A 26,254-nucleotide genomic window follows, 5' to 3' on the forward strand; every position below is an offset into this window, starting at 1 on the left:
CCGGTCAGCCCTTCGGGACGACGCGCAGGGCGCGGTAGTCGTAGCCGTCCTGCGCGAATCCGGGCGCCTCCCACTCCAGGGCCACCGACTGGCCGGCGGACAGGGTGCGGAAGCCGTTCATCTCGATGTCGCTGTAGTGGGCGAAGCACCCCCCGGGCGTCTCGGGGCAGTCCAGCACGCCCCAGCCCTCTTCCTCGTACCACTCGCGTACGGTCGCGTTCGCCATGCCCGCAGCCTAAGCGCGTCCGCGCCACGGGGCGCCGTCGCCTCCGCCGCCCGGTGTAACGCTTTCGCGGCGCGGCGCGCCCCACTCAGTAGCCACACGCGTCACACGCGGACGGGGACGACGGAGCGAAGGGGCACGATGAAGCAGGGCGTGAGCAATCCACCGGCGACGGTTCTGGGTCCTCGTCTCGCCGCGGATGTCGTGTCCATGGCCAGGGAGGGCTCCCGTGTCAGGCTCGACTACTCCCCGGCCAGCCTCGGCCTGGTCGACCGCGTCATCGAGGCGATCCGCGGCGAGCAGCCGCCCCTCGAGGCCGTCACCCCCACGCTCCGCGGCTTCGGCGCCTACACGGGCGAGGTGCTGGTCCGCACCGCAGGAGCGACCTGGGTGGACTTCGACGAGGAACAGCGGGATACATTCGGCCAGCCGTTCGGAATCCGGACGCCCGACGGAAGGGTGTGGAACCCGCTGGGCAAGGCCGTCAAGCGCTACGAGAACGGGCCGGTGGACAGCCTGCGCCTCTTCTGCCTCTCCGTGGCGGGCCGGGCCGAGGGGTGACGCCCGCCGCGCCGCGGCGCGGCAGGCAGCGGCACGGGGTCGACGAGCACGAAGAGGACGCAGTGGGCAAGGCGGAGGTCCGCCGGCGCGGCCGGATGGGCGAGGAGGAACTGGGCGACGCGGTCCAGCGCGCCCGCGCCGGCGACGAGACCGCGTTCGGCGCCCTCTACCGGGAGGTCCATCCGATGCTCCTGGGCTACCTGCACGGCCTGGTCGGCGACGACGCCGAGGACGTGGCCTCCGAGACCTGGCACGACGTCGTACGGGACCTGCGAGGCTTCCGCGGCGGCGGCCAGGCCTTCCGGGGCTGGGCCGCCACCATCGCCCGGCACCGGGCCCTTGACCACCTCCGCCGGACCAGGGCCCGGCCGCGCACCGCGCCCCTGGAGGAACGCACCGCCGAACCCTCGACCCTCGAGGACGCCGGAGGCACCGCCCTGGAGAACCTGTCCACGCGGCGCGCGCTCGAACTGATCGCGACCCTGCCCCAGGACCAGGCCGAGGCCGTGCTGCTGCGGGTCGTGGTCGGGCTCAACGCCCCCGCCGCGGCCAAGGTCCTCGGCAAGCGCCCGGGAGCGGTGCGGACCGCCGCCCACCGGGGCCTGAAACGCCTCGCGGAGCGCCTCGACGGCGCCATGGAGAAGTGACGGACTGACGGATGAGGAACAGCCGAGCACACGACGACCGGATGGACGCGGCCCTGGCCGAGCGCCTCCTCGACGCGGACCGCAGCGCGGCCGGCGACGACCCTGCGGACGCCCTCGCACGCCTGCTCACGGCCGCCGCGGCACCGCTGCCGGGCGACCCCGAACGCGAGCGCGCCGTGCTGGCGGCCTTCCGGGAGGCCCGATCCGCCACGAGCGATGGGCACGGCCGGAGGCGGGCCCGCCGCGGCCGGTCCGCCCGGCGCACCAGGGCGGCGCTCGGCGGGCTCGCGGCGGCCTTCGCCCTCGGCGGAGTGGCCGTGGCCGCGCAGACCGGCTCGCTCCCCGGCCCCTTCCACCCGGTCACGGCCGGACCCCGGCCGGTGTCGCCCGCGCCGTCCTCCGCTCCCGCGGGCCTGGGCGGCGGCACGCGCACCGCGTCCCCGCGCGGCACCACCGCCGCGCCCACGGCCCCGCTCACGACCCCGCCCGTCCCGTCACGCGGCCCGCACGCCTCGGTGCCCCCGCTCGCCGCGCCTACGGACGCCGGGCTGAAGGGACTGTGCCAGACGTACGTCAAGGCCGCCGAGCACCACAAGAGCGTCAACGCCTCGACCCTGGCCCGGCTGGAACGTGCGGCCGGCGACGCCGCCGCCGTTCCCGCCTACTGCGCCCGGCTCACCGGCGCCCCCGAGGTCACGGCTCCGCCGGTCCGCTCGGAGACCCCGGAGGGAGGCCGCCGCCGCTGACCGGGCCGGCCCGACGGATCCTCAGCCCCACACCGAGCGGACGCCGTTGACCAGGTTGACGACCGTTCCCAGCACCAGGAACCAGCCGAAGCAGAGGTAGACCCGCCCCACGGTCCGGTCGCCCCGCGCCGGCGAGGACGCCTGACCGGGCGCAGCCGGAGCGGATTCCACGCGCACCGGCTCGTCGGGGGCGAGCAGGCCCCGCGCCGCGCGGCGCCACACGCGGCCCGCCCGTATGAGCACGATCGCCACGAGGCAGCAGAACGCCGCCGTCTGGAAGTAAGTGCCAGGTGATGCCAATTGCGCCGAGGCGTAGCTCTGCATGTACGCGTGACCTTCCAGGATTCCGGACGCGCCGGACCGCACACCGGCCTGCCCGTACCGACGGGCGAAGCGGTCGAGGACGGCCCGGCCGGCGAGCTTGGCAGAGAGCCGTACGCGGCCATCTTGTGATGATCCGCAACGCAGGTCAACACCCTCAGGCCGCCCGAAGTCAGGCGGACCGCACCGCGGAGCGGAAAGCGAGGAATCGCCCTATCCGCACACCCCCTTCCGGGAGCCGGTCAGAGGCAGGCGACGCAGTACAGCGTGTGGCCCGCCGCCGGCGCCCTCCGGGCCAGTTCGACGAACAGCCGCGCGCACTCCTCGGCCTCCCGGCGGTCCCCGAAGCGGACCTCCTCGATGCCCTCCCAGCGCGCGGCGATCCCCGGCAGGGCCTCGTCGCCGACGGCCGCGAGCGTGTCCCGCCAGGCCCCCGGTATCTCCTCGATCAACAGCCCCGGCTCCGCGTGCCACTGCGCCGGCTCGGGCCACACCGGCTCGGTCCGTCGTCCCCGCCCTCGAACCCGGCTCCCCGCGCGTAGGCGACCAGTTGCCCGAGCACGACGACAGGATCTAGGCCCTTCATCTCGAACCAGTCGGCCCCGGCCTCGTCGAGCCGCCACCAGGGATACCCGCGCCGGTCCGGCCCGACCGCCCAGTCGATCGCCGTGCCGCGGTCGGTGGTGTGGAAGGAGTCGTACCGCACGCCCATCGCGCACCCCCCTGCCGTGTCCTGGTACCACCACGACCAGTGGAGCAGACGCCACTGACAACCGGCCCGATCAGCCCGGCAGCCCGAACGCCGCCCGCGCTTCCGCCTCGGGGTCGGTCAGCTGCGACCCGCCGTCGGACATGAGGCGTCGGGCCTCGGCGGCACCCCCGGCGGAGAAGTTCGCCCGGGTCCAACCGGTGGCATCCCCGTCCGGCTCCCACGCGGCGTCGCCCACCCGGGCGGGCGCCGAGGCCGGCGACACCGTCACCACGCCCAGGGTGACGACCCCGTCCAGCGCGGTCACGCCGTCGCCCTTCCGTACGTAGTGCCCGCACCAGGCCGCCAGACCCACCCGCAGCCCGCCACCGGCACGGCGGATCTCGATCACCCGCTCGGTGCAGAAGCCGTGCGGCACGGAACCGTCCTCCCCACGCAGTTCGGTCTCGCCGAGCGGGCCCGCCGGGTCCGTCGTCAGATAACGGTCCACCACGGGCAGCACCGCCCGCTCCAGCCCGCGATCGACCTCCGGCGCCCCCGGAACGGCCTGCCAGTACAGGACACTTGCGGCCACCGCCGCGAGCCCGGCACCGCCCAGGGACACCCCGAGCCGCCGTCCCCGTCCCTTGCCACCCTCCACACGCAACCCCTCCCGGGGGTTACGGACTCAGGCCCCCGAGGAAAAGTTCCCGCCCGGCCCCGGCCGCCACATCTAGCATGTGACCCCGCCGGTCAAGGGAACCGGCCGAGCCAAGGGGCTGATCCATGGACGTCGAGCAGGTCATGGACTTCCTCGTCGACCACCGGGCCCCCAGCGTCGTCCCCGGCTACGTCTCCGAACAGCTCCTCTCCATGTCGTGGATCATCGACGCGGAGCACGTGGCCCGCATCGTCCAGGTGGCGAAGCGGTGGCTGCGGTCCGACGATCCGTTCTGCGCGGCCGTGGCGATCGGCCTGGAGAACGAGACGTATCTCGCCGACTCCTGGGAGGAGGTCGCCGCCCTGGCCGCACCCCTCAAGGAGCGGTTCCCGTCCATGGCCGCCGACGTGGACGCGTGGATGGCGCGGGCGGAACCCTCCTACGAGCGGCTGAGGCGCGGTTCCTTCTTCGAGCAGGCCGCCGACGGCCGCTGACCCCACTCACCCGGGCCGCCGCGGTCCCAACTCGAGGTCGAGCCGCGCGGGCCAGTCCCCGTCGGCCAGTTCTGAGGCCACGAGCAGATCGCGCCAGTCGACGAGCCCGGAGGACATCGCGTCCCCCAGTCGGCCGACGCTGCCCCGGGCGAGCAGTACGACCGCTGCCTGGACGCGCTCCGCCCAGTCCTCCCAGCCGTCGTCCCGGGCTCCGGCGCGGAGTTCGTCCACGAACCCCTCCAGGAGCGCGAGCACACCGGCAGCCGCCCCGGGGGCCGGGAAGTCGGCTTCCACCCGTTGCCGCAGACGTGCCGTGCTCATACGGGCACGCTAACCGAAGTCGCTGCGGCGAGGCCCTCGTTCCTCAGGCGGAGGCCTTGGCGATGATGCCCTCGACCTCATCCCGCCCGAAGGCCCGCAGGGTCGTGCTGCGGATGTTGCCGATCGCGCCGAGCCGCAGCAGCGCCGCGGCGGCGGTCTCGTCGTCGGGCGCCTCGAGAATCGCCACGAGGTCGTAGGGCCCGACGGTCCAGTAGATGTCCACGAGCCGCCCCCCGGCACCCCGCAGGGCGTCGCCGAAGGCATCGGCCCGGTCGGCCGTGTCGGCGTAGGCGCGGATCCCCTGGTCGGTCCAGCTCAACAGCGCGATGTAGAGCGGCACAATGTGTCACCTCGACAAAGAGAGGAGCGTCCCCTACAGCGTATGTGCGCCGCTGACGGGCCGCATCCGGCGCGGGGTGGCCGTCGCCCGATCAGCGAGGATGCCGTTGCCGCCAGGCCTCGCTGTCGTGAGGACGGGCCTTCAGGTCCGTTATGCCGTGCACTTGCAGGGCGGCGCCGAGCAGGACGAGCCCGAGTGCCACGATGCTCACGGCCCACTGCACCCCGCTGGACCAGCCCGCCAACCGCGACCCCCCGTCCAGCGCGAACCCGCCGCCCATGGCCACGCCACCCCATCCCGCCTTGCGCGGATCCCGGTACTGCGCCGCGCGCCGGCCCTTCAGGGTGAGCGCCCCCGCAACCACGCTGAGGCACCCGCAAGCGAACATGATCCACGCTGTCACGGCGGAAACGTACTACGAGGCACTGGCCCGACCCCCGGCCGGTAGGCCCGGGGCCTTTCCCTTTTGGCCCAGGCAGAACCAGGGCCGGGGACAGGCCGCCCGCTCCGGCCGAAGTCCTCACACGTGCCGCTCTGTTGCCGTCATCCTCCACCGTCAGGAGCCGCCGGCCAGTCGTGGTCAAAGGCGTCCTACCCGTCGTGCTGGGCCCGGCCGTCTTCGAAGACGAACAGCGGTTTGGCACCACGTGCGGGTGTTTCGGCGAGCGAGATCGCTTCAGCGAAACGCTCAAGGGGGAACGGCCGGCCTTCGGGGATGCTCAGCACGTCATCAGCGACGAGGTCGCGAACCTGGGACAGCGCGCGCAGCGCATCCTCAGGTGAGGCACTGCCGAACCAGCGGTTCAGCCAGAAGCCGCGGACCGCTTTGGTCTCGTAGATGACCGAACGCGCCGACAGCGGGATCGTCAGCGCTGCCGGGTCGGTCTGCCGATGGGTGGAGAGCGCGCCGTAGACCACGACCTCTCCTCCGGGAGCCAATGCCTGGGACACCTGGGCACCCACATGGCCCGCGACACAGTCGATGGCCTTGCGCACGCCATCCGGCCCCGCGATCTCGGCCACCCGGCGCACCAGGTCCTCGTCCTCCGTGCAGATGACCTCGTCGCCGCCGAGCGCCTTGATCTCCTCAACCGCATCGCGCCGCCGCACGACATTGATCGTGCGCATGCCCAGATGCCTTGCCAGCTGAATGACGAGCCGGCCGACGGTGGAGCCCGCGGCCGTCTGCAACAACCATTCCCCCGGCCGTACGTCGAGTTCGCGGGTCACCAGGAGCAGCGCGGTCAAGGGGTTGACGGCGAGTTGACAGGCCTCGGAGTCGCTCAGCCGGTCGGGGACCGGCAGGAGCCTTCGCGTATCGGCGACAAGGTATTCCTGCCAAGTGCCGGCCACGGGGGGCCCGGGTACCGCCGGGACCGCAACGGTCACCACGCGCTCGCCGATTTTCAGCCCCGCGGCATCCGGGCCCAGGGCCTCAATACGGCCCACGCATTCCATGTGACCCCCGACAGTGGGAAACTCGGGTGAGAAACCGTAGCGGCCACGCAGCACGTGCAGATCGCTGGCGTGAATCGGAGTCGCCTTCACGCGGATCAACGCCTGACCGGCTCCAGGCGTGGGAACAGGCCGGGATTCCAGCCGCAGGACATCGGTCGGCTCGCCGACCTTTCCGGCTACGAGCGCGCACATGGATCGTGGCATGGGATTCTCCTTCGGTCGAGGGTGGCATCGCTTGACGGGGGCAGGAATTACCGGGCATATCGTGTCCCGGTAAATTTCTCGCCTGCCGGAGCCTGCCCGATGAATCGGGCAGGCCTCGACGGGTACACCCGCAGGCCGTCGATCGATTCACGCCCCTTCGCGGTGTCCGCGTACAGCCGAGCCTCGGCGATCAGTCCGTCGTGCACGGTGAACAGCGGACGGTGTTCATTCTCCATGGTGCGGGCGGGTTCAGTCGCGCTCGGCATCCGGCGGGTCGGCGCAGTACTTCGCGTACTCCGTCCCGGCGAAGTGCTCGCCCAGCTTCCGGGAGAAGTACCGGAGCATCGGCAGCGGACGGTGGTTCATCACAAGATGCTGCGTCTTCCCCTCGTCGTTCATGTAGACGACGGCGATATTGGCGATGGGCCTACCGTCCACCGTTGCCGCGTAGTCCTCGACGAAGCCGTTCTCTCCGTACTTACCGATGTAGATGAAGTCCTGGAATTCGTACAGAGTGCGCGCGTAGGAAAGTATCGCGAGAACGTCCTTGGCTCCGTGGACGGTCCCGTTGAAGACCCCGGCCTCCAGCGTCACGTCATCGGCGAGATTGTCCAGCCAAGGAGGGTAATAATCCTTGCGCTGCCGCACCGGGTCACCGCTGCCCAGATATGTCGGTGGCGTCTTGTAAGTCATCTCCAAACCTCCCGTGGTGAGCCGTCTCCTATTTCGAGCAGTTCCTCTGATGAACAGAGTCGCCGGACGCGATGGTCGCTGTCCAACGAAAGTCGGAGACCGCAGCCATCTCGCTCAGAGATACCCGGGGGCTCTCTGTGGGATATTGGGAGTGTGGAACTGCGCCAACTCGAGCACTTCGTCACCGTCGCCGAGGAAGCGAACTTCACCCGTGCCGCCGCACGGCTGCACGTCGTCCAGTCCGCGGTCTCGACCACGATCAAGAACCTCGAGCGAGAACTCGGCACGCCGCTGCTGGAACGCACCTCCAAACGCGTGCTGCTCACCGATGCCGGTGCCGCCCTGCTCCCGCGCGCCCATGCCGCTCTCAACGCCGCCCGGGAAGCGGTGGACGCGGTGGCCGAGGTCCGCGGAGGACTGCGCGGCACCCTGCGGCTGGGCACGATGACCACGGTGGGCCTCATCGACCTTCCCGCGCTTCTCGGTGAATTCCACCGGCGCCATCCCGGCGTGCTCCTGCAGACCAGCGCCGCCGCATCCGGCTCCCAGGGTCTGATCGACGCCCTCCTCGAACGGCGGCTCGACCTCGCCTTCGTCTCCCTGCCCGGACCGCACCCGACCGGCATCACGCTGACCGACCTCGTCACCTCGGTGCTCGACCTCGTCGTGCCGGCCGACCATCCGCTCGCGGAACGCCGCACCGTGCCGATCACCGAACTGGCCGGCCTGGACTTCGTCGACTTCCCCGTGAGCTACGGCATCCGGACCGTTGCCGATCAGGCCTTCGCCGCCGCCTCCGTGACCCGCCGCGTCGCCCTCGAGATCACCGACCTCCCCACCGGTGTCGCCTACGTCCGCAACGGCCTGGGCGTGGCGCTACTGCCACGGCCCGCCCTCGCCAAGGCGGAGGACGTCGCCACGCTGACCATCGACGACGCCAACCTGGACTGGCCGTTTTCCCTGGCCGCCCCGTCCGGGCGCACGCCCAGTGCCGCAGCACGTGCCCTGGTCGCGATAGCGCACGAGTTCCTCATCTGGCGAGGGTGAGCGCCGCCTCGACTTGCGCCTCGTGCTCGATCTCTCCTGCCCACCCCAGGGCGCTGCGACGGCCGTTGCGTTGCCACAGCCACTCGGCGAAGGATGACGCGTCAGGGCTCCGGAAGCCGAACTCCCCCTCCCTGCCATGTATCTGCATCGCGCACTGCGCCGCGGTGGGCTGGTGGGGTTGCGCCGCTCGGACACGGGACTGGTTCGGGAAGGGGCCGGTGACCTGCGCGGGGTTCGGTGCGGCGTCGGTTTCGGAACCACACCGAGCCCCGCGTTTCAGATCAGGAGCCGTCGATCAGTTTCTGTACCTCGGGCGGGAGCTCTGAGCCGGAGTAAACGGCGAAGAACGTCGCTGTCTTCGGTGTGTCCCCAATGGCGATGGCGACCTTGGGAGAGATGCCGTCCACTTCGTAGGCAGTATCCGTCGTAACGGGCTCCTCGCCCTTGTCCTGGCCGCCGGTGTCTTCGCAGGGTGGTTTGGTGGCGGCGCCGAGCTTCTTCCCGAGTGTGAATTTCACGTTCGCCACGTCCCGATACGATCGGTCCTGGTAGGTGTACTGATTGACGCAGGAAGCCGATTCCTCCCCACCGCTATCGCTGTCTGCCGTGCACGCGGCTACTGACATCACCATGGCCGTCGCCACCAACAAGCCAGCGGATCGCCCGGTCCAGCTCATGCGTGTCCCCCTCAGTAGATGCGGCAAAGAAGCGGAGTGCCTCCTCTTTGCCGAGTGACCTTGCCATCGCTCAGCACGGAAGTGAGATCGTGCAGGTGGTGAGGCTCTCGTGTTCCGAACTTCGACGTCGGCGCCCCGCATCAGGTTTCCTTGCCGCGCGTTTCGGACCGAGACTCCCGTTCGAACCGCATCCCTCAAGACCGGATGGACAACAGCTTCTGACGTCGGCGCAACGGGTTTGGCCGGTGGCCTGCCTGACCGGCCCCGGCCGCAGCGCGTTTCCCCCTCAGCCAGCCCTTCGCCGTCGGGCCGCGGGCTGCCGCGCTCTGCGCGGAGGGAGCGTCTTGATGAGGTGGAGAAAGTCTTACCGCGCCCCCGGGTGATCGTCTGTGTCCTGACTCGGCTGACAGTTGGAGCCGTTGGGCTGTCCATGGCGCTGGGGGACGTGCGTCGGTCAGGATGAATCAGAGGCGTCGACCTTGGTGGGTGCGACGCCGAGGACGGTGACATGCCTTCGTTGCGCGCCGTTAGTCGATGAACTTGGCCTCAGGGCAACGGGCTTGTACGCCATGGGTGCCGTCTCGTCGGCTCATTCTCCGGCCGTGATTGATCTTCACTGAGGTGAGGCCAGGCGCTTGCGGTCGTGGCTGCACACCTGTGGGCCGGAACCGTCCAGAGCGTCCAGGAGTCGGACCGCGAAGACTCCGGACATGCGCTCTGCGACCTCTTCGGGCGCAGTTCGGGGTCTCCTTGCCGTGCAAGCTCAGCCCCTTGGAGCTGACGATGAACGCTTCTGGAGCAGCTCGTGAACCGCGCGGACGACGTTGCTGGTGATCTCGTCCCGGGAGATCGTCCAGTCCTCGTTCCAGTCGTCGAGCTGGATGGCGCACGTGACGACGGGCTCCAACACGGGTGGATACCGGAGTTCCATGGCTGCCTCGGTCCAGATCATGTCCGCGCCGGTCGCGGGGTCGAGTGACCCGTCGGCGATTTGCTCGGCCAGCCAATAGGCCAAGGCCAGCTTGGTCGCAGTCGGATCCGCCTGTGGTTCGAAGACGAATCCGAGCTCTTCCATCACCTGATCGAACAGCTCGGACGCTTCGGGTTCCTCGCGCCGCCCGAGTCCGGCGAGCAGTGGCAGCGACGGCGTTTCCACGTCGGCCAGGAGGGCGTCGAGAGCCGCTGCAATGAGCCGATCAGAGCCTACGGGCCGTTCGAACGCACGCGACCGCGCGAGCATCTTCAGCTGCCTGACAGCCTCGTCTTCGGTCACGTCTGCACCCCCTTGTCGACCACGCCGGACCGGCATCGTGTCACGTCAGTAGCGCTCGGCCGCAAGCGGTTATGGGGCCCGACACGGCAGGCGGAGAGACCACATCCGGAGGCGGCAGACCAGCGCGATGGCTGCCGTCGACCGCTGCCGTTGATGTCGAAAGTGGATGTCAAAGGCCCCGGACCTTGATCGGTCCGGAGCCTTTTCCCTTGTGCCCCAGGCAGGATTCGAACCTGCGACACCCGCTTTAGGAGAGCGGTGCTCTATCCCCTGAGCTACTGAGGCGGAGGCGTGGGACAGCCTAGCGGATGAGGGTCAGGGGTGTGCCGGCGATTGCGCCGGGTGCCGGGGGTGTGTGGCGCTGCGCGAGGGGCGTCAGCCGCAGGGCGGGCCGTCGTCGAGGTCGGCGGCGGTGAGGGCGGCGGTGAGGCGGTCGACGCGGGCGCGGAGGTCGTTGATCTCCTCCAGGCCGAGGCCGGTGGCGGCGGAGATGCGGCGCGGGATCTGGAGGGCCTTGGCGTGCAGCGCGGTGCCGGCGTCGGTGAGGTGGACGGTGACGGAGCGCTCGTCGTCGGTGGAGCGCTCGCGGCGTACGAGGCCGGTGGCCTCGAGGCGCTTGAGGAGGGGGGAGAGGGTGCCGGAGTCGAGGCGCAGGTGCTCGCCGATCTTCTTGACCGGCAGGGCGCGGTGTTCCCAGAGCACGAGCATCACCAGGTACTGGGGGTAGGTGAGGCCGAGGTCCTTGAGCACGACGCGGTAGACGCCGCCGAAGGCGCGCGAGGCGGCGTGCAGGGAGAAGCAGATCTGGTTCTCGAGCCGGAGGTGGTCCCCGGCACGGGCGGGCGCGGTGGCGGTCATGGGTCCAGGGTAGCCCGACCGTCCACGTTTTAGTTGTGTGCAACTCAATTGTGTGCTCTACTTGTCGTCAACGGGATCGCAACCGATCGAAAGAGGACGTTCCATGGACGCGCTGTACACCGCTGTCGCCACCGCCAACGGCCGCGACGGGCGCGCCGTCAGCTCCGACGGCCAGCTCGACCTGGCGCTGGCCATGCCGCCGGCGCTCGGCGGCAACGGACAGGGCACCAACCCCGAGCAGCTCTTCGCCGCCGGTTACGCCGCGTGCTTCGCCAGCGCCCTCGCCCTGGTCGGGCGGCAGGCGAAGGTGGACACCAGCGAGATCTCCGTGACCGCCGAGGTGACCATCGGCAAGGACGACACGAGCTTCGGTCTGGCGGTCGTGCTCCGCGCCGAGCTGCCGTCGGAGCTGGAGAACGAGACCGGCCGCACCCTGATCGAGCAGGCCCACCAGGTCTGCCCCTACTCCAAGGCGACCCGGGGCAACATCCCGGTCGAGCTCGTCGTGGAGTAAGCGGAGCAGGCATCGGCAGAAGCGGAAGGGCCCTGGGCGCGCGGTAGCGTCCGGGGCCCTTCCCGTGCGTGCGGGGCCGGTCCGGGAGGCCCCTCGAGCGCTGCCGGAGCCAGCCGCGTTGATTGTGACTCAGCTCACAAGCGGCCCTGAAATATCCGGGGAACGGCTCCCCGTTTACACCTACGTCGCACAAACGGGGACTCGCTCCCCGGAACCGAGCGCCACCGAGAGACAGAGAGGAGTGCCCGTCATGGCAGTCGTCGCCACGAAGCTCCGCGCGGATGCCACGCGCAACCGCGAGCGGATCATCGTCGCCGCCCGCGAGGTGCTCCTCGAGCACGGTACCGACGCCCCGCTCGACGAGATAGCCAAGCGGGCAGGTGTGGGCAACGCCACCGTCTACCGGCACTTCGCCGACCGCCAGGAGCTCGCGCTCCAGGTGGCCCTGTCGGTGACGGACAGGATCACCCAGCGGGCCGAGGAGGCACTGGCGCAGGAGCCGGACGCCTTCGACGCGCTGCGCCGCTTCGTGCACGAGGCGGCCGACGAGCGCGTGGGCGCGCTGTGCCCGATGCTCTCCACCGGATTCGGCAAGGGGGACCCGCGGCTCGAGGAGAGCCGCATACGCTTGGAGCGCGCGATCGAGGAGCTGATGGCCGCCGGGCGGCGGTCCGGACGGCTCCGCGCCGACATCGACGTCGGCGACGTGATGGTGGCCGTCAGCCAGCTGACGCGGCCGCTGCCCGGTAAGCACTGCGGCAGCATGGAGCGCTTCATCCGCCGTCATCTGCAGTTGTTCGTGGACGGCCTGGAGGCGCCGGCGCGCTCCGAACTCCCGGGTGACTCCGCCACTTTCGAGGACCTTCGGCAATGTCGCTGAGCTCCGCCTGCCGAACGGGCGCCCCCGCGTAATTCACTCGCCCACAACATTTCCGTTACGACTGTATGTCCTCTTCGTCTTCAATGTCGTCACCTCTTCGTACCGTTAGTGAGTTCATCCATGCCTGATTTGGCACACGCCCAGCGCTGGAAGGCGCTGGCCTTCATCGCGATAGCCCAGCTGATGGTCGTCCTCGACGGCACCATCGTGAACATCGCCCTCCCCTCCGCCCAGACCGACCTGGGCATCTCCGACGCCAACAAGCAGTGGGTCATCACGGCCTACGCGCTGGTCTTCGGCGGCCTGCTGCTCTTCGGCGGACGCATCGCCGACCTGTGGGGCCGCCGCCGCACCTTCGTCACCGGCCTGATCGGCTTCGCCGCGGCCTCCGCGATCGGCGGCGCCGCAGCCAACGAGGGGGTGCTCTTCGGCGCCCGCGCGCTGCAGGGTGCCTTCGGCGCGCTGCTCGCGCCGGCCGCGCTGTCGCTCCTCGCGGTGATGTTCACCGAGGCCAAGGAGCGCGCCAAGGCGTTCGGCATCTACGGTGCCATCGCCGGTGGTGGCGGTGCCGTCGGTCTGATCCTCGGTGGTGTGCTCACCGAGTACCTGGACTGGCGCTGGACGTTCTTCGTCAACATCCCCTTCGCCGCCGTCGCCGCGTTCGGTGCCATGCGCTTCGTCCACGAGCCCGCCGGCAGCCGCAACAGCAGCGGCCTGGACATCCCCGGCGTCGTGCTGGCCACCACCGGTCTGGTCTCCCTGGTCTACGGCTTCACCCGCGCCGAGACCCACGGCTGGAGCGAGGGCACCACGATCGGCCTGTTCGTGGCCTCGGTCGTGCTGCTGGTCGCGTTCGTGGTCGTCGAGGCCCGTGTGAAGGCCCCGCTGCTGCCGCTGCGCGTGGTGACCGACCGCAACCGCGGTGGTGTCTACCTCTCGCTGGGCCTGGCCATCATCGCGATGTTCGGCCTGTTCCTCTTCCTCACCTACTACCTGCAGGTCGTCCAGGGCTACTCCGCGCTGAAGACCGGCTTCGCCTTCCTCCCGATGATCGCGGGCATGATCGCCGGTTCCACGCAGATCGGCGCGCGTCTGATGACCCGCGTCCGTCCGCGCCTGCTGATGACCCCGGGCTTCCTGGTCGCGGGTCTGGGCATGCTGCTGCTGACCCAGCTGTCGGTCGACAGCTCGTACGCGGGCCTGGTCCTGCCGGCCGAGATCCTGCTCGGCCTCGGCATGGGTACGGCCTTCATGCCGGCCATGAGCCTGGCCACGCACGGTGTCGAGCCGCGTGACGCGGGTGTCGCCTCCGCCATGGTCAACACCTCGCAGCAGGTCGGTGGTGCCATCGGCACGGCGCTGCTGAACACCATCGCGGCCAGCGCCACCACCACGTGGGTCGCCGCACACGCTGCCGAGGCCCGTACGCTCGGCAAGCAGGGCTTCGTCAACGCCGCGGCCGTGCACGGCTACTCCACCGCCATCTGGTGGGCGGTCGGCATCCTGGCCCTGTCCGCGATCATCGCCTTCACCTTCATCACCACCAGCGGTGGCGGCGGTGTGGTGGCGGCGTCCGGCACCAAGGACGCCGAGGGTGCCGAGGAGGTCGCCGTCCCGGTGATCGCCCACTGACGGACGCGTCGACGACGACGGCACGCCGGAGACGGCGAGTACGGCGAAGGGCCCCGCTTCATGGGAGGAAGCGGGGCCCTTCGCGTTGCGGAGACTACCGGCCGAACTGCACGGACCGTTTGGCCAGGCCCATCCAGAAGCCGTCGATGACGCTGCGCTGGGTGCCGAGGTCGTCCTCGGCCGCGCCCATCGTGACGAAGAGCGGCGCGAAGTGCTCGGTCCTGGGGTGGGCGAGCCGCCCGGCGGGGGACTTGTGCTCGAAGTCCAGCAGGGCGTCCACGTCCTGCCCGTCCAGCGCGCGGTGCCCCCAGTCGTCGAACTCCGCCGACCAGCCCGGCACTCCGCCGGCGTGCCGCAGCGCGGCCAGGTTGTGGGTGAAGAAGCCGCTGCCGACGATCAGCACGCCCTCGTCGCGCAGCGGGGCGAGTCTGCGCCCGATGTCCATGAGCTCCTGCGGGTCGAGCGTGGGCATCGAGACCTGCAGCACGGGGACGTCGGCGTCCGGGTACATCTCCACGAGCGGGACGTACGCCCCGTGGTCCAGGCCCCGGTCCGGGACGTCCTGGACGGGAGTGCCCGCGCCGCGCAGCAGCTTGCGCACGGAGCCGGCCAGCGCGGGCGCGCCCGGGGCCGCGTACCGCACCTCGTAGTAGTGGCGGGGGAAGCCCCCGAAGTCGTACACGAGCGGGACCGTGGTGGTGGCGCCCAGGGCGAGCGGGGCCTCCTCCCAGTGCGCGGAGACCATGAGGACCGCCGTGGGGCGGGGGAGCCCGGCGGACCAGGCGGCCAGTTCGCCGGGCCACACCGGGTCGTCGGCGAGCGGCGGGGCGCCGTGCGAGAGGTAGAGGGCGGGCATGCGCATGGGGCCTCCTCAGGCCGGGAGGTCGAGGGTGTGGTGGGTGTGCTCGGCCTTGGCGCGCAGGTAGCGCACGTTGTCCTCGGACAGGTGGACCCCGGTCGGCACCCGCTCGGCGATCGTGACGCCCAGCGCGGACAGCTGCGCCGCCTTGTCGGGGTTGTTGCTGAGCAGGCGGACGGCGTCGACGCCGAGGGCGCCGAGCATCTGGGCGGCGGCGGTGTAGTCGCGCTCGTCGTCCAGGCGTCCGAGGGCGCGGTTGGCGGCGTAGGTGTCCAGGCCCTCGTCCTGGAGGGCGTACGCGTCGAGCTTGGCGTACAGGCCGATGCCGCGGCCTTCCTGGCGCAGGTAGAGCAGGTAGCCGCCGGTCTCGGCGATGCGTTGCACGGCCTCGCGCAGCTGGGGGCCGCAGTCGCAGCGCGCCGAGCCGAAGACGTCGCCCGTCAGGCACTCGGAGTGCGGGCGGACCAGCGGCGACGTCGCGCCCTCGTGAGGGCCGAGGCCGAGCGCGATGTGCTCCTTGCCGTCGGCGAGGCCGGTGAAGGTGAAGACGTCGGCCGGGGTCGTCCAGCCGTCGGGGAAGCGCAGGGGGATCCGCACCCGGGTGCGGATGGCCGCGCGCGATGGGGCGGGGGCTGCGTCCGGTGCGGTCGGGGTCGTCATACGGCTCCCTCGCCTGAAGAGTTCCTTGAAGTTTCAAGCTGGCAAGGGGAACGTACCGGCGATTGCTTGAAAGTTCAAGGTCGAATTCGTAGAGTGGGAGGATGACGACGAGAGCCCCCGAACCCCGCTGGTTGAGCGAGGAGGAGCAGCGCGCCTGGCGCGCGTACATGGCGTCCACCCAGTTGATCTCGGACGCACTCGACCGGCAGCTCCAGCGCGACGCGCGGATGCCCCACGCGTACTACTCGCTGCTGGTGTGGCTCTCGGAGACCCCCGACCGCCGGATGCGCATGACGGAGCTGGCCGAACGCTCGAAGATTACGCGCAGCCGGCTCTCCCATGCCATCTCCCGCCTGGAGGAGAACGGCTGGGTCCGTCGCGAGAACTGCCCCTCCGACCGGCGGGGCCAGCTCGCGGTCCTCACCGACGAGGGCTTCGCCGCGCTCGCCGCGGCCGCTCCCGGCCATGTGGAGGCGGTGCGCGGGGCGATCTTCGACCGGCTCTCGGAGGAGCAGGTGCGCCAGCTCGGCGAGATCTGCCGGGTCATCGCCGAGGGGCTGCAGCCGCAGAACGGAGCGGTGGACCTTCCCTGGCTGCGCTGAGCGCGCGCCGGTTCAGGTCAGGTCCTTCTCGTACCAGGCGACGTCCCAGTAGCGGCCGAACTTCCGGCCGACCTCGCGGTAGACGCCCAGCGGGCGGAAGCCGAAACGGGTGTGCAGGCGGACGGACGCCTCGTTGGGCTGTGCGATCCCGGCGTACGCGCGGTGCAGGTCCTCGCCCCGCAGGGCCTCGAAGAGCGCCGTGTAGAGCAGGGTGCCGACGCCGCGGCCCCCGGCCTCCGGGGCGCAGTACACGGAGGTCTCCACGGAGGTGGAGTACGCGGCCTTCGGGCGGAACGGGCTGCTCGTGGCGTATCCGAGCAGGCCGTTCGTGCCGTCCTGTTCCGTCCCGTGGGCAACCAAAAGGCGGTGCGGTCCGTCTTCCGGGTGGGAGAGCAGCCAAGGGCGGCGCTGTGCCGGGGAGAAAGGCTCCAGGTCGAATGTGACCGGTGTCTCACGGACGTAGTGGTTGTAGAGGTCGGTGAGGGCCTGCAGGTCCTCTTCCCCACCCGGCCTGACCTGCACTTCGACGGACTCGGGCAATGATCCACCTCCGGCTGTGGCCGGACAGGGTACTGCAAGATCGTAAAAAACGGGGCGGCGCTTGGGAATTGTGTCCGGATTCCAGTCGTTATCTCTTTTCGAGTGGGCAGCCGAAAGGCACGCGTGAAGCTGCTGGAGGGGCAGCTCACTCGATCCGACACCCGACCGAACCTTCGCAAGGGAGCACGCATGGCAACCCGTGCCGTCGCCCGCAGCACCACCGGCGGGAAAAGCAGCGCTCGCGCAGGCCACGGCGAGATGGCCGACCGCGACCTCGTCGGCATGTACCTCGACGAGATCGCGCGCACGCCGCTGCTCGACGCCGCGCAGGAAGTCGAGCTTTCCAGGGCGATCGAGGCCGGCGTCTACGCCGAGCAGCTCCTCGCGGGCGAGGAGCTGGGTCAGGGAGCGGACGCCGGCCGAGAGGAACTGGAGACGATAGCCGCCGCGGGTGCGCGGGCCAAGGACGTCTTCATCCGTTCCAACCTGCGCCTGGTCGTCGCCGTCGCGCGACGCTATCCGCGCAGCGGCCTGCCGCTGCTCGACCTCATCCAGGAGGGCAACGCAGGCCTGGTACGCGCCGTCGAGAAGTTCGACTACACCAAGGGCTTCAAGTTCTCCACGTACGCGACGTGGTGGATCCGTCAGGCGATCACCCGGTCCATCGCGGACCAGTCGCGCACCATCCGGCTCCCCGTCCACCTGGTGGAGGAGCTGGGGCGGGTGCGCCGGGTGCAGCGCGAGTTCAACCGCGAGCACGGGCGCGACCCGGAGCCCGCGGAGATCGCGGCCGAGCTCGGCTCCACCCCGGAACGGATCTCCGACGTCCTGGACTGGGCGCGCGACCCCGTGAGCCTGAACATGTCGGTGGATGACGAGGGCGAGACCCAGTTCGGCGATCTCGTCGAGGACACGTCGGCGGCCTCGCCGGAGGACTCCGTACTCGTCATGCTGCGGCGTGAGGAACTGGAGGATCTGATCGACCGGCTCGACGACCGGACGGCGTCCATCATCCGGGCGCGGTACGGGATCGTGGACGGCCGCGAGCGCACGCTGACGGAGGTCGGCAAGCAGCACGGGCTGACGCGTGAGCGGATCCGGCAGATCGAGAAGCACGCGCTGGCGGACCTCAAGCGCATGGCGCGCGCAACCGGGCTGTCCATCGAGGCGGCCTGACGTCAGGCGGGCGCCGCAGCAGGCGCCCGCGCCACCACAGACTCGAGCCCCGGTGCCACCCCCCTGTACCGGGGCTCGACCCTTTCCCCGGCCGGCCCGGTCGTGCGTCGCCCGCGTGCGTACGGCCGGGCCTTCGTTGCGGCTGGGCGTGTGGACGGCCCCGTACCCTGGACGGCATGAGCAGCACCTCCGACCCCGCTACGGGGCCCGCCCCGGCCCCGCAAGCGCCGCGCGAGCACGTGCCGGCGCTGGTCTTCGACGACCCGCTGGACCGGCAGTCGTCCGACGACACCGACACCGGGTGGGGCGAGCGCCCCGGCCAGGGTGGTGCGGGAGATCTCGCGCGCTTCCTCGACGAGAAGCCCCCGCACCACATCTGAGGCGGACGGCCGCTACGGATGCGTCCGGTTGGTACCGCTGTGGCCGTAGGGGGAGGGGATGCCGGGAGCACCGCCGTGGCCCTGCTGCTGGCGGGCGAGCAGGTCGCGTATCTCGGTCAGCAGCTCCAGCTCCGTCGGGCCGGCCACCGCCGTTTCCTTGCCCTCCTTGCGCCGCTCGTTGAGCTTGTTCATCGGCAGGATCAGCAGGAAGTACACGACCGCGGCCGTGATGAGGAACGTCAGCGCCGCGCCGGCGACCGCGCCCCAGAGGAGGCCCACGCCCTTCGTGAGCTCGCCGTTGACGACGGTGCAGGGCGGCTCGATGCAGAGGGTGTAGCCGTCGAGGTTCTTGGTGCCGATGGCACCGATCACCGGATTGATGAGGCCCTTCACGAACGCGTCGACGATCTTGCTGAACGCGGCGCCGACGACGACCGCCACAGCGAGCTCGACGACGTTGCCACGCAGCAGGAAGGCTTTGAAGCCCTTCAAGGGACGATTTCCTTTCGAAGAACGACCGTGCAGTTCGGCCCGGGGGACCCGTGGGGCCTGGTGGTGTCCGCCGGGCGCCGCCGGCGTGGGGGCCGGCGGTGACGGAGGTGGGTGAGCGGTTCGGCCTCCGAGGGTAAGGGGTGGCGCCGCGGGCCTCCCCGCCGGTTGCCTTTCTCACGGAGTGCGGCTAGCGCAGCGCCACCGCCAGGGGCGAGGTGGCCGCGGCGCCGGACAGCGCGGCCGCCGTCCGGCGCGGGACCGACAGCACGATGAGCGCACCGCCCCCGAACCCGCCCCCGTCCACGCCGGTCGTCCCGCCACCTGGGGTGCCGTCGGCGGGGGAGGGCACGGCCACCACGGGCGCCCCGCGGGCCACCACGCGCGCGGCGGCGAGGATGTCCACCCGGTCACCGGGCCGCACCAGCCCGGCCGCCGCCGCGTCCGCGATGCGCACCGGCGCCCGCACCGTGTCCCGTGCCGCCGCGGCGGGCGCCGGAGCGGGGCCCTCCCGCCCGGCCCGGCCGTCCTGCGGATCCGTACGGGGCGCCGCGGCGGCCAGCGCGGCCGCGGTCATCGCCAGGCCCGCGGCCACCATCCGCCGCCGTCGGCGCAGCGCACGCCGCAACCGGTGCCGCCCGCCACCCGCCCTGATCGGTGCGAACAACGGAACCACGCACGGGGCGGGCGCGCCCGCTCCCGCGCCCGCCGGCGGCACCGGCACGTCACCGCCGTCCGTCCACAGCGCGCATCCACCGCTGTCCACCATCTCGACCACCCCCGTCATCGGGCCCTCGTCCACCGGCGCATCCGGCCTGGCAGGACCACCATGACGCATCGCGGCGCGGCCCCCCGGCGGCCTGTGGAGTACCGACCGGTTGTGGATAACTCGGTCACCCGTTCGAGGGGATGGGTCGGGCGGGTCTGGCGGCGCGGCGCCCGCGGTGGTGTGCTTGCTGGTAACGAACCGAAGCGTCCGAGCCCGAGAGCGGGAGGTGGTCGACGTGCCCAGGCAGTCATTGCGCGACGGCCCGTCCGAGAGGTCGAGAGCCCATCCGGGGGACGTCAGCCGTCGCGTCGCGCAGCGGCGGGAACAACTGGGGCTCAGCCGCGAGGAAGTGGCCGCCAAGGCCGGCATGACGCCGAGCTACGTGCGGTACGTGGAGGAGCAGTGCCATCACACCATCGGGACCAACGCCCTGCTCCGGCTCGCGGGGGCGCTGCGGACCACCGCCAGCCACCTCCTGGGGGGCGACGCCGAGCACGTCCCCGGGGAGACCGAGGCCGCCGGCCCACCGGTGATGGAGGAACTGCTGTCGCACGAGTGCTGGACCCGGCTGTCCGGCCATGACGTCGGCAGGATCGCGCTCACCACCGGCGGCCACCCCGCGGTCGTCCCGGTGAACTACGCGGTCGTCGACGGGGCCATCGTCTACCGCACGGCCGCGGGCGCACCCCCGTCCCTCGCCCGGGGCAGCGAGGTCGCCTTCGAGGTCGATCAGCTCGACGCCTGCCTCAGCGCGGGATGGAGCGTGCTCGTCCTCGGGGTCGCCGAGCACGTCGTCGATCCTGAGGACGCTCGCGTCCTGGAGGCCCACCCCGGCCCGTGGTCCGGGGGTGAGGACGATCTGTGGATACGCATCGTCCCCACCCACATCACGGGCAGCCTCATACGCACCGTGTAGCGCGCCGAGGGTCTTCGCCTCGCGGGGGGATCGGGGTCAGGCGTGGTGGAAGACGGCCACGGGACAGTGTGCGTGGTGCAGCACGGCGTGGGTCACATGGGCCAGCCGGCCGCTGGAGCGCTGATGCCGCCGGGCACCCGCGACGAGCAGATCGGCATGGGCCGAGGCATCCACCAGGGCACCGCTCGCGGAGGAGGCCTTGACCAGGTCCACGGTCACGGTGAGGTCCGGATACTCCTCGCGGATCGTGTCGGCGACATGCTGCTCCGCCGCTGCCTCCCGGTCACCGACCGAGGTGGCGTCGTCCAGCCCCGGCACCATCTCGCCCACGGCCCCGAGCAGGCTCCACGCGGTCAGGAGGCGCAGGGTGGCCTTCCGTAGCCGGGCCTCGTCGGCGGCGAAGCGCACGGTGGCCAGATCGGTGTAGTCCCGGATCCCGACCAGGACGACACCGGTGGACGGCTGCTCGCTGCCCCGCACGACGACCACGGGCCCGCGCGCCTGGGTCGCCACCCGCAGCCCGACCGAGCCCAGCAGCAGTGCGTGGAAGCCACCGCGTCCACGGCAGCCGACGACGGTCAGGCCCTCCACCAGGGACTGGTCCAGCAGACTGTTGGCGGGCTTGCCCTTGCCGAGTGAGGTGGAGACCGCCAGGTCCGGATAGCGGCCGGTGGCCGAAGCCGCCGCTTCGTCCAGCAGGGCGCGGCCGCCGTCGAGGACCAGCTGTGCGGTCTCGGGGGACAGGTTCCTGCCGGAACGGGTCTCGATGCCGGCCGCGTGCAGGATGTGCAGCGGGCGATCGCGCAGCACGGCCTCACCGGCGGCCCACATCACCGCAGCGGTGGCGCGGGGCGAGCCGTCCGTGCCGACCACGACCGGTCCGTGGGTGGTGTCCATGGCGGTGCCTCCTTCTCGCTGTCGCTCGGCTCCGTCCCCACCCCGTCCCGTCCCGTCCCCCACTCATCCCGTTCGGCGCTGCCCACGGCGCTGCCTACGGGCCGGCCCACGTCTCAGCCCGGCACCAGGACCGCCGCACCGTTGACGCGGTCGGCGGCCAGGTCGGACAGCGCCCGGTCCGCGTGGTCCAGGGGATAGGGGGTGGCGGTCACCCGGATCCCGATCCTGGCGGCCAGGGCCAGGAACTCCTGTCCGTCCTGTCGTGTGTTGGAGGTGATGCTGCGCAGACTGCGTTCCTGGAACAGATGGCGCTGGTAGTTCAGTGCCGGGATGTCGCTGAGGTGGATGCCCGCGATCGCCAGCGTGCCGCCCCGGTCCAGGGCCTCCAGGGCGGTCGGCACCAGGTCGCCGACCGGGGCGAAGAGGATGGCCGCGTCCAACGGCTCCGGCGGCCGGTCCGCCGCCGCCCCCGCGGAAGCGGCACCGAGCTCCAGCGCGAGCTCCCGCGCCCGCTCCGAGCGGGTCAGTACGTGCACGGTCGCCCCCTCGGCCAGCGCGACCTGGGCGGCGATGTGCGCGGACGCGCCGAAGCCGTAGATGCCCAGCCGCCCGCCGGCGGGCAGGTCGCTGCGGCGCAGGGCGCGGTAGCCGATGATGCCCGCGCACAACAGGGGCGCCAGGTGCACGGCGTCACGGCCGTCGGCGTCCTCGGGCAGCGCGTAGGCGTAGTCCTCGGGCACGGTGGTGAAGTCGGCGAAGCCGCCGTCGGCGTCCCAGCCGGTGTAGAGCGAGTACGGGCACAGGTTCTCGCGGCCGGTCAGGCAGTAGGCGCAGTTCCCGCACGTGCCGCGGAGCCAGGCGACACCCACCCGGTCGCCCTCGGCGAAGCGGCCGGCCGACTCGCCGGTGCCGATGACCCGCCCCACCACCTCGTGTCCGGGGACGGTCTCCCGGCGGTGCGGCGGCAGGTCCCCCTCCGCCAGGTGCAGGTCGGTGCGGCACACGCCGCATGCCTCCACGCGCAGCAGCAGTTCACGCGGCCCGGGCACCGGCTTGGGGCGTCCGACGCGTACCAGCGGCTCCGTGACCATGGGCCCGGGCCGGTCGACGACCCAACCACTCAGCATGTCTCCAGTCTGCGACCGGAGGCCTCGGCGCTGCAGCACGAAAGCGCTCGTGCGGGCACGCCGAAGGCCCCCGTCGCCCGCGACGGGGGCCTTCACCAGGCGAGGGTGCCGTGGACTCCGCTCAGGCGGCCGAGGTGCTCGCCGAGCTGGTGGAGCCGCTGGAAGAGCCGGTGGAGCCGGCCGAGCCGCTGCTCTTGGAGTCCGAAGAGGACTTCGACTCCGAGCCGCTGCTCTTGGCGGCCGGCGTGCTGCTGGACGACGATCCGCGGCTGTCGGTCCGGTAGAAGCCGGATCCCTTGAAGACGACGCCGACCGCGGAGAAGACCTTGCGCAGCCGACCGTTGCAAGCCGGGCACTCGGTCAGCGGGTCGTCGGTGAACTTCTGCACCGCCTCGAGGCCCTCGCCGCAGGCGGTGCACTGGTACTGGTACGTCGGCACTTGCTCCTCCTGGCACTCTGACTCATTGAGTGCTAACGACGGTCAATAGTGCAGCATTCCGCGGCCTCAGTCCACCGTGACCGGGTCTCGGTGACCGATGCCACTGCCGTGGCCGGTTCCGGCGCCGCGTGCCGCGACCACTTCGGACTGCCTCGGCGCGAGCCGGTCACGCAGCACGAGCAGCGTGACGAGTGCCAGGCCGGTGCCCACCAGCGGCACGGTGAACCCGGCGCTCGCCCCGAGCCCGTCGGCCAGCCGTCCGGCGGCGGTGGCAGCCGCCGCCTGGCCCAGCGCCACCGCGCCGGTCAGCCAGGTGAAGGCCTCCGTACGGATCCCCGCCGGCACCAGCGCGTCGACCAGGGTGTAGCCGGTGATCAGGGCCGGGGCGATGGTGAGCCCGACCAGCAGCCCGAGCCCGCCCAGCAGCGGCACGGCGTGCGCCGCCCACAGCATCGAGGTGGCCAGGGTCAGCGCCGTGTAGCCGGCCACCATGCGCCGCTTGGGTCCGGACTTCCAGGCGACGGCGCCGCACGCGATGCCCGCGAGCATGTTGCCGGCCGCGAACGTCCCGTAGAGCAGGCCGTTGATGCCGGGCCGCCCGATCTCCTCGGTGAAAGCCGTCATGGAGACCTGCATGCCGCCGAAGACGGCGCCGATCCCGAGGAAGGCCACGGCCAGCACCCGCACACCGGGCACGGTCAGCGCCGAGGCCTCCCGCTTCCGGGCCCCGGGGACGGACCGGGACGGTGCGGGCGCGGTCCGCCGCTGCGCGGCGAAGAGCAGTCCGCCGGCCAGCGTCAGCACGGCCTCGGACAGCAGCCCGGCCGCCGGGTGCACCCCGGTGGCCAGCGCCGTGGCCAGCACCGGCCCGATGACGAAGGTGAACTCGTCCGTGACCGACTCGAAGGCCGTCGCCGTCTGCAGCAGCGGCGACCCGGCCGGCAGCGTGGCCGCCCAGCGGGCCCGCACCATGGGCCCGACCTGCGGCACCGAGGCGCCGGTGGGCACCGCCACCGCCAGCAGCGCCCACAGCGGCGCGTGCGCCAGCGCGAGCACGGCGAGCAGCGTCCCGGACGCCGCGTGGACGAGCACCCCGGGCAGCAGCACGGCGCCCTGGCCGAAGCGGTCGGAGAACTTGCCGCTCAGCGGGGCGAACAGCGCCATGGCGACGCCGGTGACGGCCGAGACGGCACCGGCGGTGCCGTAGGAGCCGGTGGTGTGCTGCACCAGCAGCACGATGCCGATGGTGAGCATCGCGAAGGGCTGGCGCGCGGCGAACCCGGGCAGCAGGAAGGCCCACGCACCCGGCGTGCGCAGCAGCTGCCCGTATCCCGGGCGCGCCGCGGTACGGGAAGGACGGGAAGAGCCCGACGGATGGGAGGAACCCGAAGGACGGGACGATCGGGACGAACGGGACGTACGAGTGACCGTGGATGCCACGGCCGGGCCTTTCCGCCGCCTGGTAGCGCACCCTGGACGCCTGGTCGCGTTCCTGTGCGCCGAGAGCTGTCCTCTCGCGCATGACCGAGGTAGATACCGGGTCTCTCCGGCCGCCGGGCGGTCGCGCCAGCTCTGCGTCAGGCAGAGTTGGTGGTGACTGTCGACAGCCATGTTAACGGCCGGCCCCACCGCCCGATTCCAGCCATCCGGCCAGCTTGCCGCCGCGTCCCACCGCCCGCAGCCGGGCCTCCGCCTTGTCCCGCACCGGGTCGGTGGCGACGACGAGAAGTTCGTCACCATGCCGCAGCACCGTCGTCGGCAGCGGGACGAAGCTCCTGTCCTCGCGGACGACCAGGGTGACCGCCGCGCCCGGGGGCAGCCGCAGTTCGCTGACCTCCACGCCGTGCATGCGCGAGTGCTCCGGGATCCGCACCGACAGCAGGTGTCCGCGCAGCCGCTCCAGGGGCGCCGATTCGATCCCCAGGTCCTCCGCGGCCCCCGGGTCCCCGAGCCGGAGCCTGCGGGCGACCCACGGCAGGGTCGGACCCTGCACGAGGGTGTAGACGATCACCAGGACGAAGACGATGTTGAAGATGCGCTCGCTCTGCCGGACGCCCGCCACCATCGGGATCGTCGCCAGGACGATGGGCACCGCCCCGCGCAGCCCAGCCCAGGACAGCAGCACCTGGTCGCGGAAGGGCGTGCGGAACGGCAGCAGGCTCGCCGTCACCGACACCGGCCGCGCCACCACCGTCAGGACCAGGCCGACCACCAGCGCCGGCACGATGTCGTCGCCGAGTTCGTGCGGGGTCACCAGCAGGCCCAGCAGCACGAACAGGCCGATCTGCGCCAGCCAGGCCAGCCCCTCCGCGAAGCCCCGGGTGGCCGGGCGGTGCGGGAGCTTGGCGTTGCCCAGCACGACGGAGGCGACGTACACGGCGAGGAAGCCCGAGCCGTGCGCGAGCGCCCCGCCCGCGTAGGCGAGGACGGCGATCGCCAGGACCGCGATCGGGTAGAGGCCGGAGGCGGGCAGCGCGACGTGGCGCATCGCGAACGCGCCGAGCATGCCGACGGCCAGGCCGACCGCGGCGCCGATCGCCAGTTCCAGGGCGATCTCGCCCAGCAGCAGCCCCCAGTTGTGCACCGGCCAGTGCTCGGAGAAGGCGACCACCAAGATGACCACCGGGGCGTCGTTGAAACCGGACTCGGCCTCGAGCACACCGGTCACCCGGCTCGGCAGCGGCACCCTGCGCAGCACCGAGAAGACGGCCGCCGCGTCGGTGGACGAGACGACCGCGCCGATCAGGAGCGCATGCCGCCAGTCCAACCCGACGAGGTAGTGCCCCGCCGAGGCCGTGATGCCGACGCTGACCGCGATGCCGAAGGTCGCCAGGACCGCCGCCGCCGGGACCGCCGGTTTGATCTCCCGCCACTGGGTGCCGAGACCACCCTCGGCCAGAATCACCACAAGTGCGGCATATCCCAACACTTGCGTCAATTCGGCGTTGTCGAAGGCGACTCCCAGTCCGTCCTGTCCTATTGCGACCCCAATGCCCAGATAGAGGAGCAGGCTGGGCAGGCCGCTGCGCGAGGAGAGGCGCACGGCGACCACCGCTATGAGCAGCACGAGGGCGCACACCAGCAGGAGTTCATTGAGGCGGTCGACAGTCAGGAGCCGGTCCTTCCAACGAAGTTCATTGCCTTACCTAATATTTTACCTGT

35 protein-coding genes and 1 tRNA gene are annotated in these 26,254 nt (G+C 71.4%); 12 read left to right on the plus strand and 24 right to left on the minus strand.

The genetic code is table 11. The features are described 5' to 3' along the window. Window positions 1-4: 4 nt before the first annotated feature. Window positions 5-226, minus strand: coding sequence for a cold shock domain-containing protein (locus OG937_25535; protein ID WUD74817.1), 222 nt, complete (start codon window positions 224-226; stop codon window positions 5-7). Window positions 227-376: 150 nt separating this feature from the next. Between OG937_25535 and OG937_25540 the strand changes: the two genes are divergently transcribed. From OG937_25540 to OG937_25550, 3 genes are all read left to right on the plus strand, one after another. Then, window positions 377-784, plus strand: coding sequence for a hypothetical protein (locus tag OG937_25540; GenBank protein ID WUD74818.1), 408 nt, complete (start codon window positions 377-379; stop codon window positions 782-784). A gap of 62 nt (window positions 785-846) precedes the next feature. Then, window positions 847-1,431 (plus strand): RNA polymerase sigma factor, encoded by a 585-nt coding sequence (locus OG937_25545; GenBank protein ID WUD74819.1) that lies wholly within the window; start codon window positions 847-849, stop codon window positions 1,429-1,431. 11 nt (window positions 1,432-1,442) lie between these two features. After that, window positions 1,443-2,177, plus strand: coding sequence for a hypothetical protein (locus tag OG937_25550; GenBank protein WUD74820.1), 735 nt, complete (start codon window positions 1,443-1,445; stop codon window positions 2,175-2,177). Window positions 2,178-2,198: 21 nt separating this feature from the next. Here the strand turns inward: OG937_25550 and OG937_25555 are convergent, their stop codons facing one another. The 4 genes from OG937_25555 to OG937_25570 form a co-directional block, all read right to left on the minus strand. Then, the gene (locus tag OG937_25555) at window positions 2,199-2,501 is read right to left on the minus strand and encodes a hypothetical protein (protein WUD74821.1); all 303 of its coding nucleotides are present in this window, start codon (window positions 2,499-2,501) and stop codon (window positions 2,199-2,201) included. 239 nt (window positions 2,502-2,740) lie between these two features. Next, on the minus strand, window positions 2,741-2,950 hold the full coding sequence (locus OG937_25560) for a hypothetical protein (GenBank protein ID WUD74822.1): 210 nt from the start codon (window positions 2,948-2,950) through the stop codon (window positions 2,741-2,743). Next, a complete protein-coding gene (locus OG937_25565; protein WUD74823.1) occupies window positions 2,947-3,210 on the minus strand; it encodes a hypothetical protein in 264 nt (87 codons plus the stop codon). The genes OG937_25560 and OG937_25565 overlap by 4 nt, the downstream gene beginning before the upstream one ends. A 70-nt stretch (window positions 3,211-3,280) precedes the next feature. Then, window positions 3,281-3,847 carry a hypothetical protein gene (locus tag OG937_25570; protein ID WUD74824.1) on the minus strand — a complete coding sequence of 189 codons (567 nt, stop codon included), beginning with the start codon at window positions 3,845-3,847 and terminating at the stop codon, window positions 3,281-3,283. Window positions 3,848-3,972: 125 nt separating this feature from the next. Here OG937_25570 and OG937_25575 point away from each other — a divergent pair, with 125 nt between their 5' ends. Next, a complete protein-coding gene (locus OG937_25575; protein WUD74825.1) occupies window positions 3,973-4,341 on the plus strand; it encodes a hypothetical protein in 369 nt (122 codons plus the stop codon). A 6-nt stretch (window positions 4,342-4,347) separates the two neighbouring features. Here OG937_25575 and OG937_25580 read toward each other — a convergent pair whose 3' ends face one another. From OG937_25580 to OG937_25600, 5 genes are all read right to left on the minus strand, one after another. After that, window positions 4,348-4,662: a hypothetical protein gene (locus tag OG937_25580; protein ID WUD74826.1), complete on the minus strand. Its 315-nt coding sequence runs from the start codon at window positions 4,660-4,662 to the stop codon at window positions 4,348-4,350. Window positions 4,663-4,705: 43 nt separating this feature from the next. Continuing rightward, window positions 4,706-5,002, minus strand: coding sequence for a GYD domain-containing protein (locus OG937_25585; protein ID WUD74827.1), 297 nt, complete (start codon window positions 5,000-5,002; stop codon window positions 4,706-4,708). Window positions 5,003-5,093: 91 nt separating this feature from the next. After that, window positions 5,094-5,405 (minus strand): hypothetical protein, encoded by a 312-nt coding sequence (locus OG937_25590; protein WUD74828.1) that lies wholly within the window; start codon window positions 5,403-5,405, stop codon window positions 5,094-5,096. A 188-nt stretch (window positions 5,406-5,593) separates the two neighbouring features. After that, the gene (locus tag OG937_25595) at window positions 5,594-6,664 is read right to left on the minus strand and encodes a zinc-dependent alcohol dehydrogenase family protein (protein WUD74829.1); all 1,071 of its coding nucleotides are present in this window, start codon (window positions 6,662-6,664) and stop codon (window positions 5,594-5,596) included. A 249-nt stretch (window positions 6,665-6,913) separates the two neighbouring features. Next, entirely contained in the window at window positions 6,914-7,357 is a 444-nt protein-coding gene (locus tag OG937_25600; GenBank protein ID WUD74830.1) for a hypothetical protein, read from the minus strand. Between the two features lie 153 nt (window positions 7,358-7,510). On the opposite strand from OG937_25600, the gene OG937_25605 reads away from it, so the two are divergent. Further along, window positions 7,511-8,404: a LysR family transcriptional regulator gene (locus tag OG937_25605; GenBank protein WUD74831.1), complete on the plus strand. Its 894-nt coding sequence runs from the start codon at window positions 7,511-7,513 to the stop codon at window positions 8,402-8,404. A gap of 281 nt (window positions 8,405-8,685) precedes the next feature. Here OG937_25605 and OG937_25610 read toward each other — a convergent pair whose 3' ends face one another. The 4 genes from OG937_25610 to OG937_25625 all read right to left on the minus strand — a co-directional run bounded on the left by OG937_25610 (window position 8,686) and on the right by OG937_25625 (window position 11,212). Beyond that, on the minus strand, window positions 8,686-9,081 hold the full coding sequence (locus OG937_25610; protein WUD74832.1) for a DUF6281 family protein: 396 nt from the start codon (window positions 9,079-9,081) through the stop codon (window positions 8,686-8,688). 763 nt (window positions 9,082-9,844) lie between these two features. Next, window positions 9,845-10,354: a hypothetical protein gene (locus OG937_25615; GenBank protein WUD74833.1), complete on the minus strand. Its 510-nt coding sequence runs from the start codon at window positions 10,352-10,354 to the stop codon at window positions 9,845-9,847. A gap of 212 nt (window positions 10,355-10,566) precedes the next feature. Next, window positions 10,567-10,639 (minus strand) — tRNA-Arg (locus OG937_25620). 90 nt (window positions 10,640-10,729) lie between these two features. After that, window positions 10,730-11,212 carry a MarR family transcriptional regulator gene (locus OG937_25625; protein WUD74834.1) on the minus strand — a complete coding sequence of 161 codons (483 nt, stop codon included), beginning with the start codon at window positions 11,210-11,212 and terminating at the stop codon, window positions 10,730-10,732. A gap of 103 nt (window positions 11,213-11,315) precedes the next feature. Between OG937_25625 and OG937_25630 the strand changes: the two genes are divergently transcribed. The 3 genes from OG937_25630 to OG937_25640 all read left to right on the plus strand — a co-directional run bounded on the left by OG937_25630 (window position 11,316) and on the right by OG937_25640 (window position 14,238). Then, entirely contained in the window at window positions 11,316-11,726 is a 411-nt protein-coding gene (locus OG937_25630) for an organic hydroperoxide resistance protein (protein ID WUD74835.1), read from the plus strand. A gap of 250 nt (window positions 11,727-11,976) precedes the next feature. Then, entirely contained in the window at window positions 11,977-12,606 is a 630-nt protein-coding gene (locus OG937_25635; protein WUD74836.1) for a TetR/AcrR family transcriptional regulator, read from the plus strand. Between the two features lie 120 nt (window positions 12,607-12,726). Next, complete coding sequence (locus tag OG937_25640) at window positions 12,727-14,238, plus strand: MFS transporter (protein WUD74837.1); 1,512 nt, start codon at window positions 12,727-12,729, stop codon at window positions 14,236-14,238. Between the two features lie 94 nt (window positions 14,239-14,332). Here the strand turns inward: OG937_25640 and OG937_25645 are convergent, their stop codons facing one another. Continuing rightward, window positions 14,333-15,100: a dioxygenase gene (locus OG937_25645; protein WUD74838.1), complete on the minus strand. Its 768-nt coding sequence runs from the start codon at window positions 15,098-15,100 to the stop codon at window positions 14,333-14,335. A gap of 9 nt (window positions 15,101-15,109) precedes the next feature. Next, on the minus strand, window positions 15,110-15,757 hold the full coding sequence (locus tag OG937_25650) for a GTP cyclohydrolase II (GenBank protein ID WUD74839.1): 648 nt from the start codon (window positions 15,755-15,757) through the stop codon (window positions 15,110-15,112). A 101-nt stretch (window positions 15,758-15,858) separates the two neighbouring features. Here OG937_25650 and OG937_25655 point away from each other — a divergent pair, with 101 nt between their 5' ends. Continuing rightward, a complete protein-coding gene (locus tag OG937_25655; protein WUD74840.1) occupies window positions 15,859-16,359 on the plus strand; it encodes a MarR family transcriptional regulator in 501 nt (166 codons plus the stop codon). A 12-nt stretch (window positions 16,360-16,371) separates the two neighbouring features. Here OG937_25655 and OG937_25660 read toward each other — a convergent pair whose 3' ends face one another. After that, window positions 16,372-16,899: a GNAT family N-acetyltransferase gene (locus tag OG937_25660; GenBank protein ID WUD74841.1), complete on the minus strand. Its 528-nt coding sequence runs from the start codon at window positions 16,897-16,899 to the stop codon at window positions 16,372-16,374. 189 nt (window positions 16,900-17,088) lie between these two features. On the opposite strand from OG937_25660, the gene OG937_25665 reads away from it, so the two are divergent. After that, window positions 17,089-18,075: a sigma-70 family RNA polymerase sigma factor gene (locus OG937_25665; protein WUD74842.1), complete on the plus strand. Its 987-nt coding sequence runs from the start codon at window positions 17,089-17,091 to the stop codon at window positions 18,073-18,075. Between the two features lie 176 nt (window positions 18,076-18,251). Further along, on the plus strand, window positions 18,252-18,455 hold the full coding sequence (locus tag OG937_25670) for a hypothetical protein (protein WUD74843.1): 204 nt from the start codon (window positions 18,252-18,254) through the stop codon (window positions 18,453-18,455). Between the two features lie 12 nt (window positions 18,456-18,467). On the opposite strand, the gene mscL is transcribed toward OG937_25670, so the two are convergent. Further along, complete coding sequence (gene mscL, locus OG937_25675; GenBank protein ID WUD74844.1) at window positions 18,468-18,947, minus strand: large conductance mechanosensitive channel protein MscL; 480 nt, start codon at window positions 18,945-18,947, stop codon at window positions 18,468-18,470. A 187-nt stretch (window positions 18,948-19,134) separates the two neighbouring features. Beyond that, entirely contained in the window at window positions 19,135-19,731 is a 597-nt protein-coding gene (locus OG937_25680) for a hypothetical protein (GenBank protein WUD74845.1), read from the minus strand. Between the two features lie 217 nt (window positions 19,732-19,948). On the opposite strand from OG937_25680, the gene OG937_25685 reads away from it, so the two are divergent. Beyond that, window positions 19,949-20,629, plus strand: a complete 681-nt coding sequence (locus tag OG937_25685; protein WUD74846.1) for a pyridoxamine 5'-phosphate oxidase family protein — start codon at window positions 19,949-19,951, stop codon at window positions 20,627-20,629. 36 nt (window positions 20,630-20,665) lie between these two features. Here OG937_25685 and OG937_25690 read toward each other — a convergent pair whose 3' ends face one another. From OG937_25690 to OG937_25710, 5 genes are all read right to left on the minus strand, one after another. Beyond that, window positions 20,666-21,526, minus strand: a complete 861-nt coding sequence (locus tag OG937_25690) for a universal stress protein (GenBank protein ID WUD74847.1) — start codon at window positions 21,524-21,526, stop codon at window positions 20,666-20,668. A 113-nt stretch (window positions 21,527-21,639) separates the two neighbouring features. After that, entirely contained in the window at window positions 21,640-22,653 is a 1,014-nt protein-coding gene (locus OG937_25695; protein WUD74848.1) for a zinc-dependent alcohol dehydrogenase family protein, read from the minus strand. A gap of 121 nt (window positions 22,654-22,774) precedes the next feature. Continuing rightward, the gene (locus OG937_25700) at window positions 22,775-23,092 is read right to left on the minus strand and encodes an FmdB family transcriptional regulator (GenBank protein ID WUD74849.1); all 318 of its coding nucleotides are present in this window, start codon (window positions 23,090-23,092) and stop codon (window positions 22,775-22,777) included. Between the two features lie 66 nt (window positions 23,093-23,158). Then, entirely contained in the window at window positions 23,159-24,412 is a 1,254-nt protein-coding gene (locus OG937_25705) for an MFS transporter (protein WUD78880.1), read from the minus strand. A gap of 292 nt (window positions 24,413-24,704) precedes the next feature. Next, complete coding sequence (locus OG937_25710) at window positions 24,705-26,204, minus strand: potassium/proton antiporter (protein WUD78881.1); 1,500 nt, start codon at window positions 26,202-26,204, stop codon at window positions 24,705-24,707. Window positions 26,205-26,254: the final 50 nt, after the last annotated feature.

The organism is Streptomyces sp. NBC_00510, assembly GCA_036013505.1.
Classification (GTDB): Bacteria; Actinomycetota; Actinomycetes; order Streptomycetales; family Streptomycetaceae; genus Actinacidiphila.